Origin of the sequence: Azospirillum sp. RU38E (assembly GCF_900188385.1) — a bacterium.
In the GTDB taxonomy this organism is placed as follows: domain Bacteria; phylum Pseudomonadota; class Alphaproteobacteria; order Azospirillales; family Azospirillaceae; genus Niveispirillum.
The window spans coordinates 98559-108845 of record NZ_FZOI01000018.1; the positions used below are offsets into that span (position 1 = coordinate 98559).

At 62.6% G+C, this 10287-nt stretch carries 11 protein-coding genes and 1 pseudogene; 8 read left to right on the forward strand and 4 right to left on the reverse strand.

Annotated elements, in window-relative coordinates:
* Positions 1-244: 244 nt before the first annotated feature.
* The 4 genes from glyS to CHB97_RS21575 all read right to left on the reverse strand — a co-directional run bounded on the left by glyS (position 245) and on the right by CHB97_RS21575 (position 4775).
* On the reverse strand, positions 245-2308 hold the full coding sequence (gene glyS / locus CHB97_RS21560) for a glycine--tRNA ligase subunit beta (protein WP_089290074.1): 2064 nt from the start codon (positions 2306-2308) through the stop codon (positions 245-247).
* Positions 2309-2367: 59 nt separating this feature from the next.
* Entirely contained in the window at positions 2368-3276 is a 909-nt protein-coding gene (locus CHB97_RS21565; protein WP_089290075.1) for a glycine--tRNA ligase subunit alpha, read from the reverse strand.
* Between the two features lie 153 nt (positions 3277-3429).
* Complete coding sequence (locus tag CHB97_RS21570) at positions 3430-3735, reverse strand: hypothetical protein (RefSeq protein WP_143271115.1); 306 nt, start codon at positions 3733-3735, stop codon at positions 3430-3432.
* 191 nt (positions 3736-3926) lie between these two features.
* A complete protein-coding gene (locus tag CHB97_RS21575) occupies positions 3927-4775 on the reverse strand; it encodes a S49 family peptidase (protein WP_089290077.1) in 849 nt (282 codons plus the stop codon).
* Between the two features lie 249 nt (positions 4776-5024).
* On the opposite strand from CHB97_RS21575, the gene CHB97_RS21580 reads away from it, so the two are divergent.
* The 8 genes and pseudogenes from CHB97_RS21580 to CHB97_RS21600 all read left to right on the forward strand — a co-directional run bounded on the left by CHB97_RS21580 (position 5025) and on the right by CHB97_RS21600 (position 10016).
* Positions 5025-5726 (forward strand): ABC transporter substrate-binding protein, encoded by a 702-nt coding sequence (locus CHB97_RS21580; protein WP_160106130.1) that lies wholly within the window; start codon positions 5025-5027, stop codon positions 5724-5726.
* Positions 5727-5888: 162 nt separating this feature from the next.
* Complete coding sequence (locus tag CHB97_RS26525; RefSeq protein WP_160106132.1) at positions 5889-6053, forward strand: hypothetical protein; 165 nt, start codon at positions 5889-5891, stop codon at positions 6051-6053.
* A 46-nt stretch (positions 6054-6099) separates the two neighbouring features.
* Complete coding sequence (locus CHB97_RS26530; protein ID WP_160106134.1) at positions 6100-6246, forward strand: hypothetical protein; 147 nt, start codon at positions 6100-6102, stop codon at positions 6244-6246.
* Between the two features lie 353 nt (positions 6247-6599).
* Entirely contained in the window at positions 6600-6752 is a 153-nt protein-coding gene (locus tag CHB97_RS26535) for a hypothetical protein (protein ID WP_160106136.1), read from the forward strand.
* 583 nt (positions 6753-7335) lie between these two features.
* Positions 7336-7929, forward strand: coding sequence for a DUF6088 family protein (locus tag CHB97_RS21585; RefSeq protein ID WP_035092077.1), 594 nt, complete (start codon positions 7336-7338; stop codon positions 7927-7929).
* Positions 7922-8957 (forward strand): annotated as a pseudogene (locus CHB97_RS26910) (nucleotidyl transferase AbiEii/AbiGii toxin family protein). Before CHB97_RS21585 ends, CHB97_RS26910 begins: the two are co-directional and overlap by 8 nt.
* Before the next feature lie 91 nt (positions 8958-9048).
* Positions 9049-9792, forward strand: coding sequence for an HNH endonuclease (locus CHB97_RS21595; protein ID WP_089290079.1), 744 nt, complete (start codon positions 9049-9051; stop codon positions 9790-9792).
* Entirely contained in the window at positions 9789-10016 is a 228-nt protein-coding gene (locus tag CHB97_RS21600; RefSeq protein ID WP_024350866.1) for an ABC-three component system middle component 6, read from the forward strand. Before CHB97_RS21595 ends, CHB97_RS21600 begins: the two co-directional genes overlap by 4 nt.
* The last annotated feature ends 271 nt before the right edge of the window (positions 10017-10287 follow it).

Sequence of the window (10287 nt, forward strand, 5' to 3'; positions counted from 1 at the left end):
CGGAGGGGCTGAGGGGCAAGGCGGTGCCTACACGAACAGCGGGGAATGACGGTGAGAGGGCTGAAACGGCGGAGCGCACGCGGCAGGCAGGGCAAGCCCCACCCCCAGCAGCATTATGTAACGCCGCCGACCCCACTAGCTTTTTACCGCAATGCGGCACGAATAGCGTAATTCCACTAGCTCCCCCGCCGTGCCCCGCCCGCAACGGACGGCGGGGGGAGCGGCGGGAAGGGAGCATGGCGGGTCAGCCCTCGATCTTGGACAGGTCGGCGATCAGGCCGAGTGTACCACGGATCTGGCTCAACAGCCGCAGGCGGTTGGCGCGCAAGGCCTTGTCGTCGGCATTCACCGTCACCTTCTCGAAGAAGGCATCAACCGGGGCGCGGAGGGCGGCGAAGGCGGCCATGGCACCGGTGAAATCCTCCGCTTCGATCAGCGGGGCCGCGTGTTTGTGGGCGGCGACCAGCGCATCGGCCAGGGCCTTTTCCTCATCCTGCGCCAGCAGGCTGGCATCCACGGCGGCATCATAGGCGATGCCGTCCTTCTTTTCTTCAATCCGCAGGATGTTGCTGGCGCGCTTATAGGCGGCGAGCAGGTTGGCCCCGTCATCGGTGGCAACAAAGCCGGCCAGCGCATCGACACGGGCCAGCAGGCGGACGAGATCGTCTTCGCCACCAAGAGCCAGCACGGCATCAATGAGATCGTGCCGGACGCCCTTTTCCTTCAGGGAGACCTTCAGGCGGTCGAAGAAGAAGGAGAGCAGGTCGGAAACTGTGGTGTCATTGGCACCGGCGGCGGTCAGAACCGCCCCCAGCTTCACCCGCAGCCCGTTCTCCACGATCAACCGGATCACCCCCAGTGCCGCACGGCGCAGAGCGAACGGGTCGCGGGAGCCAGTGGGTTTCTCGTCGATGCCGAAGAAGGCGACCAGCGTGTCGATCTTCTCGGCCAGTGCCACGGCCACCGACACCTTGTCGGTCGGCACACGGTCGGACGGTCCCAACGGCTTGTAATGGTCGGCGATGGCCTCGGCCACCGGGGCGGGCAGGCCCTCGTGATAGGCCACGTAGCGGCCCATGATGCCCTGGACTTCCGGGAACTCGCCCACCACGCCGGTGGTCAGGTCGGATTTGGAAAGGCGGGCGGCCAAACCGGCCTGCTTCACCGTTTCATCGTCCCATTTCAGGGCCTCGGCGATGAACTTGGACAGCGCCTCAATCCGCTCCACCCGCTGGAACAGCGTGCCAATTTCTTTGTGGAAGGTGATGTCCTTCAGGCCCGGCAAGCGGTCCTCCAGCTTCACCTTCAAATCCTGGTCCCAGAAGAATTTCGCATCCGACAGGCGGGCGCGCAGCACGCGCTCGTTCCCCGCCACCACGGCCTTGCCGCCATCGGCGGTGGTGCGGTTGGCGACCACCACAAAGCGCGGGGCCAGCTTGCCGTCAGCCGTTTCGAGAGCGAAATAACGCTGGTGCGTGCGCATAGAGGTGGTCAGCACCTCCGCCGGCACGTCCATGAACTTGTTGTCGATGGCACCGGTCAGCACCACCGGATATTCCACCAGCCCCGCCACCTCTTCCAGCAGGCCCGGATCGTCCTTCAGGCGGAAGCCCTCCGCCACGGCTGCCTTCTGCGCGCCGTCCAGGATCAGGCGCTTGCGCTCCTCCCGGTCCAGCACCACATGGGCGGCGGCCAGCTTGGCCTGATAGTCGGCGAAGCCGGTGACGTTGAATTCACCCGGCGACAGGAAACGGTGGCCCTGGGTGGCACTGCCATAGGCAATGGTTTTGCCGCCCAAATCCAGCGCCCCCGGCACCACCGCCCCATCGAATAAAGCGATGATGGAATGCAGCGGGCGGACCCAGCGGAATTCATTGGCACCCCAGCGCATCGATTTCGGCCAGGGCAGTTCGCGGATGGCGGCATCGATGATGGCGGGCAGGGCTGCGACCGTGGCGCCGCCCTTCTTTTCAATCACCGCGAAATAGAACACGCCCTTGCCGGTGTCGCGCTGTTCGGCCTGATCGATGCTGGCCAGGCCGGTGGATTTCAGGAAGCCGGCCAGGGCCTGTTCGGGCGACCCGACGCGCGGGCCCTTCTTTTCCTCCCGCACATCGGCCTGGGCCGTGGGCACACCATCGACCACCAGGGTCAGGCGGCGCGGGGTGGAGTGGGCCGCTGCCGTGGTAAAGGCAATGCCGGCAGCGGCCAGCTTGTCCGTCACCAGACGCTTGAAGTCATCCGCCGCCCGTACTTGCATCCGGGCCGGGATTTCTTCCATGAACAGTTCGATCAGCAGTTCGGCCATGATTTCTTCAGTTCAAAAACGTCTGGTGAAAATTCGTTACGGTCGCGGAACAAGGCCCCTCAGGCGGCCTTGCCCTTACGATAGCCATCGGCAATCCAAGCATTGCAGCAGGCCTTTGCCAGCTCGCGCACACGCAGGATGTAGCTCTGTCGTTCCACCACCGAAATGACGCCGCGCGCATCCAGCAGATTGAACAGGTGGCTGGCCTTGATGCACTGGTCATAGGCGGGCAGCGCCAGATTATGCGCCAGCAGCCGGGCGCATTCCTTCTCCGCGTTCTGGAAATGCTGCAACAGCATCTCCGTATCGGCGAATTCGAAATTATGGGCGGAATATTCCTGCTCGGCGCGGTGGAACACCTCGCCATATTTCACCGCCGGCACATCGCCCACCGGGTCGTTGAACTGCAGGTCATAGACGTTTTCCACGCCCTGGATATACATGGCCAGACGTTCCAGCCCATAGGTCAGTTCCGACGCGATGGGGGCGCATTCAATGCCGCCAACCTGTTGGAAATAGGTGAACTGCGTCACCTCCATCCCATCGCACCAGACCTCCCACCCCAGGCCCCAGGCGCCGAGCGTCGGGCTTTCCCAGTCATCTTCCACGAAACGGATATCGTGCAATTCCGGGTCGACGCCCAGCGCCACCAGGGACTGCAGGTACAGATCCTGGATATTGGCCGGCGACGGCTTCATGATCACCTGGAACTGGTAATAATGCTGCAGCCGGTTGGGATTTTCGCCATAGCGCCCATCCTTGGGACGGCGGGACGGCTGCACATAGGCGGCGTTCCAGGCATCCGGCCCCAGCGCGCGCAGCGTGGTGGCCGGGTGGAACGTTCCCGCCCCCACTTCCATGTCATAGGGCTGCAGAATGGTACAGCCTTGCGCCGCCCAAAAATTCTGCAAGGTCAGAATGACACCCTGGAAGGAGAGGGGCTTCTTGCCCGATGCGTTGGCCGCCATAGTTCCTGGATTTCTATACTTACGTTGCGGTGCGCCACCTTAGTCGGCCGTCCCGGCCAAATCAAGGCGGGCCGCCGGTTATTATCTGTGCGGGGAATGCAGGGCTCAGCAGCATTTTGTTGCGCGTGCGAGCAAGCCCCCTGCCCTGCCCCGTCAAGCCTGGGGACAGCCGGGCGTGCCGCATTTGCGGGCATTGGCGGGGATATAGACGCCGCAGCCAGGGCATTTCACCATATCTTCGGTCTCCATCACCGGTTCCTTACCCCGGCCAGGGCGTGGCGGCGGCTGGGGCGGCCGGTTGCCATTATTGCGGCGCAAAGCCTCCTGCCGCTGGCGTTGCAGCTTGCCCACCAGGCGGAAGCCGAACCAGACAATGGCAAGAATGCCGATCAGGGTGATGAGCTTGGAAATCGACAGCATGGTGGCCCAGGATTGACGCGAGGCAGGGGCGGCACGCAAGCGCCAAATCGCCCCACCCGGCACTTATACCCACTTGTCTTGATCAGAACCTCTCGGTTCTGATCAAGACCCTCAATCGCCGGCGCCAACATCCGTTGGCTTGGCTTGCGCGCGGGCACGAGCCCGCGGGCGCTCAATGCGCCAACCGGGTTACGATTGAGTGAAACTCAATCGTAACCCGGTACTGATTATTAAAGCCCGAAGCGGGCATAGACGGAACGCTGTTCGGCCGCATCGATCAGCCCATCGGCCAGATCGGCCGAGAGTGCCCGGCTGTCCAGCCCGATGAAACGGCCCAGCCCCGGCCGGCGCGTGGGGTTGACCACATGAATGCGCACCTTTTCCCCGAACCGTTCGCGCAGGGTGGAGCGCATATCGCCCAGTCGGTCCACCAGCCCCAGTTCCTTAGCCCGCGCACCCGACCAGAAGGCGCCGCTGAACAGCGATGCCGTATCCTGCCCCTCCAGCCGCGCGCCACGGCGGGCGCGCACCCATTGGCGGAAGCCGTCATGCACCTCTTCCTGCAAGCCTTTCAGATGGGCCACATCCTCCGGCTTTTCCGGCTGGAACGGGTCCAGCATGGATTTGGAGGTGCCCGACGTATAGACCCGCCGTTCCACCCCCAGCTTGGCAATGGCCCCCTGAAAGCCAAAGCCGGCGGAGATGACGCCGATCGACCCGACGATGGAAGCCGGATCGGCCACAATCTCATCCGCCGCGCAGGCCAGCCAATAGCCGCCGGATGCCGCCACATCCTCCACAAAGGCCAGCACGGGCACGGATTTTTCCGCCGACAATTGGCGGATTCGCCCAGCGATCAAGGCCGATTGCACCGGCGATCCGCCGGGCGAATTGATGATCAGCGCCACGGCGGAGACATCCGGCAGGGCAAAGGCGCGCTCAATCGGCTCTGCCAGCGTCTCCAGCGACAGGCCCCGGCGCCCCACCGCTGAGGCGGCAATAACGCCCGACAGGCGGATGGCGGAAACGATGGGCGGCAGGTCGGCCCCGGCAAACTTGGCGATGCGGCGGAACAGCATGGGAGGCAACGGGCCTTTCACGGAGGAAGCTGCCTTATAGATGGGGGCAACCGGTCGATTACGGAAGGGGCAAAGTCGGACACGGTGGGGTGGAGCCGATCAGGGAGAGACTCTATACAAAAGTGCAGTGAAGGTTGTTTGACGAGAAGATGTATTGAGCGCACCTTATACCAAATGGTTATCGATCACTTACACGCGCCCTTTGCTACAGCTTGGTGCCGGCTGGCCGCGAGTCTGCTGGTTTCCCTGATGTTTTGGCCCACGGCGTTGGCAGCGACACCCCCCAGCAGCGTCACCGTGATGAGTGTGGAGGCCATGCCGCTTTCCAGCAGCAACCCGGACCGGCCGGGATTGACGCTGGAAATGACGCGGGAGGCCGCCCGCCGCGCCGGGATCACCCCGCAATTCGCGTTCATCCCCTGGCGCCGGGCACAGGAACAGGTGGCCACCGGTCGCGACCTGCTGATCACCCCGCTGGCCCGCACGCCGGAGCGGGAAGATCGTTATCGCTGGATCGCCCCGCTCTACCGGGTGGAGCGCACGCTGGCCACCTTGGACAGGCCGGTGGACAGTCTGGCCGATGCCCTGGCCGAAAGGCGGACCATTCTGGTGGGGGCCGGCACGGCGCAGGAACAATTGCTGCGCAGCGCCGGCTATCCGCCCGAGCTGATCCTGTGCGTCAAGGTGGGTGAACGGGAGATCGACCTGCTGGTCAGCGGCCGGGCCCAGGCCTGGCTGAACAGCTCCCCCGAAACCATCTGGCGCTGGCAACAGGCCAAGCGGCCGGAACCGCTGCTGCTGGGCCGGCCGATCCAGAGTGATGATGTCTATCTGGCCTGTTCACGCGATTGCAGCGGGGCGCTGATCGAGTCCTTCAGCCAGGCCATCCGCGAGATGCGCGCCGACGGCAGCATGGACAGGCTGCTGTTGCGCTATGAGGGTGGCTATTGACGGGGTCAGATTGGTCGCTGTGGCGATAAAGTGGCAATAACGCGACAAAATAAAATATCACTTAATTGTTCTCTGTATGTATTTTCCGTAATACGTCCAAAAAGCACTTGGCACGGTCTTTGCTGTAATAGGTTCATCGAAACAAACCCGATGGAGCCGACAATGACCAACCTGACCGAAACCGCCGCCACGATCGCCCATGATGCCAGCGAGGGCCTGTTGACCGGCCTGCTGGCCTCCCTGCCCACCAGCCTGGAGCTGGTGGAAGCCGTGGCCCTGCTGAGCACCGCCGCCCTGGTGACCTTCGGCATCAACTTCCTGCTCTGATCCCCCGCTTAGCCGACAGCCCCCCCTTACAGACGGAACCAGAATCATGACCGACCAGACGATCAACCACGAAGAACCCGGCCTGTTTGACAGCCTGCACCATGCCGCCCCGACGCTGGGCGAACTGGTGGAAATGGTCGGCCTGCTGGGCACCGCCGCCACCTTGACCCTGCTGCTGAACCTGATGCTGTGATTGCCGCGCCATTGGCGCAACCTGTCAAGCCCGCCCGCCTGGGGCGGCCCCGTCGGTGGCCGGCAGAACCGGAATCGACGCCGGACAGGGGGAATGGCCTTGCGTCCAGCCGCCGCACCCCCTCTCTTCGTATATATTGCCAGAATCGGCATCTTCTGATGTAATCGTATCACCTGAAACGATTGCTGCTGTTCCCCAGTTTCACAAACCAATCCCCTTTCCCGTGCTGGCAGCCGCCGGCGGGCATGGTGATGGTGTGCGCCCCTGGTTGCCGGGGCGCGCCGGCCCGACAGCCCTGGCCGGCATCAGGTCGCTTCCCACCTGTCGCAGAATAATCAGCCAAGGAGGAACCCATGACCGTCAAGCCTGCCACCACGGATGAAGAGCCCGGCCTGTTCGCCAGCTTCATGCAGCTGATGCCCACCCCCACCGACCGCGCCGAAGCGGTGGTGATGCTGGCCATCGCGGCCGCCCTGACCACCTGCATCAGCCTGGTGATGCTGTAGAACGGGACCACCGCCGCACTGCCCGCCCTGCGTGATATCAAACCCTTGGCATGGTGGCGGTGTCACGCCAGACGGCTGATGAGCTGTTCAGCGCGTCCACCCCCGCCAGAAGCGTTAATGGCAGTCCAGCTGAAATCCTGGGTAGGCATATTGACATTTCCTGTCGGAAGCCTTCTGCATACCCAGGATTACATGCTCCTCACTCCCACTCGATTGTTCTAAACCCAGTTAGAGCATTGATCTAGCTGGGTTTTTCTTGTTTGGGGCGTAAAATGCCGACCCATAGGCCGTCAAAATCATACGGTGTTGATTTCAAAGGGAAATTCCCGCCGAAATTTTTCCCGGGGTTTCGGCATCTATCCGGATCGATCGCCCTTCAGAGCCGGATTTTTCGGTCAGCACCAATCTCGCCGCTAGCCGCGAAAAGTACCGTCATTAACTGTTTCAGCAAATTGGAAGCCGGAAATCGAGGCCGTGGCTGCGGGCCAGCCGCACCGCCCAACTGACGCCCTTGCATGTCAGAAAAAGATACCTTATTTTCTGACGCATGAAGACGATAGCCGCCTCTGTTCCTGACCGAGTCATGAAGCGCGTCCGCGCTAGCGGGCGCGGCAGCGTCTTTACGCCTAGTGACTTCCTCACGGTTGCCGCTCGCCCGTCCGTCGATCAAGCCCTCTCCCGGTTGGTGAAGGGCGGGCAGCTACGCCGGCTTGCGCGCGGGCTCTACGACTTTCCGAAACTACACCCGAAGCTCGGGGCGCTGTCCCCCACTCCCGACGATGTCGCTCAGGCGCTCGCCCGGGAGACCGGCTCCCAGGTACAGATTGCCGGCGCGCGGGCAGCGAACGCGCTTGGCCTTTCAACGCAGGTCCCGGCCCAAAGCACCTATCTCACCGATGGTCCCTCGCGGCGCGTCGTGCTGGGAAAGCGCGTCGTGGATCTTCGCCACGCTTCGCCCAAGCATCTGATCGCGCCGGGTAGCCCCGCCGGAACGGTGGTTCAGGCCCTTCGCCATGTCGGCCCCGTTCGGGCGGCTGACGTCGCGCAGATCGCAGCGCGCCAGCTTTCGGCCAACGACAAGAAGACGCTGGCCTCAACCGCCCTTCAAGCACCTGCGTGGATGCGGCCCACGCTCGTTTCGATTGCCAACGCAGCGGTGGCCGATATCGATGGATGATGTCGCCCGTCTCCCCGCCGACGAACGCGCAGCTCTCTTCGGGGAGACCGGCGCCGGCCGGGGCGTCGCCGACACGATCATCGAAAAGGACTTTTGGGTCTGCTGGAGCCTAAGGCGCCTGTTCGGTCTCCCGAAGGGCGCCACGGCCACCCTCATCTTCAAGGGCGGCACGTCCTTGTCCAAGGCGTTCAATGCCATCCGGCGGTTCTCCGAGGACATCGACCTATCGTTCGACCGGACGGAACTCGGATACACCGGCGAGCGCGATCCCGAAAAGGAAGGGATCAGCAGGAAGCAGGCGGCTCGGCTTATCGACGACCTGGTCAGCGACGTCGAGCGACACATCGCCGAGAAACTTCTCCCGGCGCTTCGCGCCGCTATCGTCGAACAACTCGGCGAACCGACCAACGGCGAGTGGTCGCTGGAGATAGATGCTGGCGACACCCAAACGGTCAATTTCCACTATCCGACCGCGCTACCTGTCGCCGAGTACGAGGGCATGGCCTACGTCACCCCGCGAGTGAAATTCGAACTGGGCGCGCGGTGATCCCTGGCCGACCGAAGAAAAGGTCATTCGTCCCTACGCAGCCGACGACTATCCGGGCTTCTTCGCCGATCCCGACACCAGCGTAATCGTGCTGTCAGCGCGGCGCACCTTCTGGGAGAAGGCTACCGCGCTCCATGCGGAGGCGCATCGCCCTGCGGAGTCCCCGACGCCGCAGTATTTCTCTCGACACTACTACGACCTCGCCATGCTCCTCGATACGGATGAGGGCCGAGCCGCCGTTGCCGATTTCGATCTGCTGGCGCAGGTCGCGCATCACAAAGCCACCTTCTTTCGTTCGAGCTGGGCCAGCTACGATACGGCTCGGCCAGCCACGCTCCGGCTAACGCCGGACGACGCGCGCGTCAAAGACCTGAAAGCAGATTATCGGGCGATGGCGCCGATGATGTTTGACCAAACACCGCCGTCATTCGACGATATACTAGCAAAACTTGCTGCGCTCCAAGACGTCATTAATAGCTAAGTAGGCAATTGCCCCGGGGGAATGCTCATCAACGCGCTTCGATCCTTTAACCGAGACCATAGCAGCGCCCGCGCGCGGACAGGCGTAGGCTATGGGCGCTAGTTACCCGACCAGAATTATTCTGGCCTTTCGGAGCGGCGGCGTGTGCGCATTTCCGAAATGCGGCAAGCATCTCACCTACGACGCCCAGTTGGGAGACGATACCTATGTCGGCGAGGCCGCGCACATCCGTGGTGAGAAGCCGACCGCTGCCCGTTATGACGCGTCGATGACCGACGACGAGCGCGATAACGTCCGGAACCTCATCTATCTATGCACTGATCACCACACGATCATCGACAAGGTCGAGGCTGATTGGCCGACCGCGACCCTTCTGCAACTGAAGGAAAGCCACGAAAAGCAGGTCCGCCAAGCCATGGAAGAGGCCTTTGCTGATGTCGCCTTTCCCGAATTGCAGAACGCCGTCTCTTGGGTTGCGAGCCAAGCGCCGGCCCCAAATGGCTCTTTCGATCTCCTCGCGCCGGACGAGAAGATCAAAAAGAACGCGCTCTCGAATGGATCTCGTCACATCATCGCTGCGGGACTGACCTCGCGCGCCACCGTTGGCGATTATGTCGAAGCGGAAGCGCAGCTCGATCCTGACTTTCCCGAGCGGCTGAAGGCCGGCTTCCTCGAAGAATATTACGCTCGCCGGAAAGAGGGCCATAAGGGCGACGAGCTTTTCGAGTTGATGTGCGCCTTTGCCCAGCGTGGTCTGCGTCGCCAAGCCGATAAGACCGCAGGCATCGCTGTTCTCATCTATCTCTTCGAAATCTGCGACGTGTTTGAGAAATGATTCTTCCGACCAAACATATCCCGCAGAACGAGGCGCTGATCGGCGTCGGCGCCACTCTGCTCGCGCATCTCAGCATGCCCATGACCGTTTCGGGCCTTTGGGAGCGTCTGCGCACGGAACCGAACGTCGGGAACTTCGAGCGGTTCGTGCTGGCATCGAACCTCCTCTATCTGATCGGTGCGATCGAGATCCGGGACGGCCTTATCGTCAGGACCGCCTCATGATCAGAGCCGTTCGCGCCAACCAGAAGGGCTTTCACACCACGCTCCTTCAGCCGGGTGTCAATCTTATCCTGGCCGACCGATCCAAATCGGCCGGTGACAAGGACACGACGAACGCCCTCGGCAAATTGGACTTGCCCTGGAAAAGTGGAGAGCCAATTTCTCGGCGTCAGGTGGCCGCCTCGAACAGGATCGGGCTTTTGTAGCCCAATGCCGAGTGCCGCCGCGTTGGATTATAGAACCCGTCGATGAATGTGCCAATGGCACGTTCTGC

What these genes read in the sequence shown, in the direction of transcription:
- CHB97_RS21600 (WP_024350866.1), top strand. Translation starts at nt 9,789, where the DNA reads ATGATTCTTCCGACCAAACATATCCCGCAGAACGAGGCGCTGATCGGC.
- CHB97_RS26530 (WP_160106134.1), top strand. Translation starts at nt 6,100, where the DNA reads ATGACCGACCAGACGATCAACCACGAAGAACCCGGCCTGTTTGACAGC.
- CHB97_RS21565 (WP_089290075.1), bottom strand. Translation starts at nt 3,276, where the DNA reads ATGGCGGCCAACGCATCGGGCAAGAAGCCCCTCTCCTTCCAGGGTGTC.
- CHB97_RS21585 (WP_035092077.1), top strand. Translation starts at nt 7,336, where the DNA reads ATGAAGCGCGTCCGCGCTAGCGGGCGCGGCAGCGTCTTTACGCCTAGT.
- CHB97_RS21575 (WP_089290077.1), bottom strand. Translation starts at nt 4,775, where the DNA reads ATGCTGTTCCGCCGCATCGCCAAGTTTGCCGGGGCCGACCTGCCGCCC.
- CHB97_RS21595 (WP_089290079.1), top strand. Translation starts at nt 9,049, where the DNA reads ATGGGCGCTAGTTACCCGACCAGAATTATTCTGGCCTTTCGGAGCGGC.
- CHB97_RS26525 (WP_160106132.1), top strand. Translation starts at nt 5,889, where the DNA reads ATGACCAACCTGACCGAAACCGCCGCCACGATCGCCCATGATGCCAGC.
- glyS (WP_089290074.1), bottom strand. Translation starts at nt 2,308, where the DNA reads ATGGCCGAACTGCTGATCGAACTGTTCATGGAAGAAATCCCGGCCCGG.
- CHB97_RS21580 (WP_160106130.1), top strand. Translation starts at nt 5,025, where the DNA reads ATGTTTTGGCCCACGGCGTTGGCAGCGACACCCCCCAGCAGCGTCACC.
- CHB97_RS26535 (WP_160106136.1), top strand. Translation starts at nt 6,600, where the DNA reads ATGACCGTCAAGCCTGCCACCACGGATGAAGAGCCCGGCCTGTTCGCC.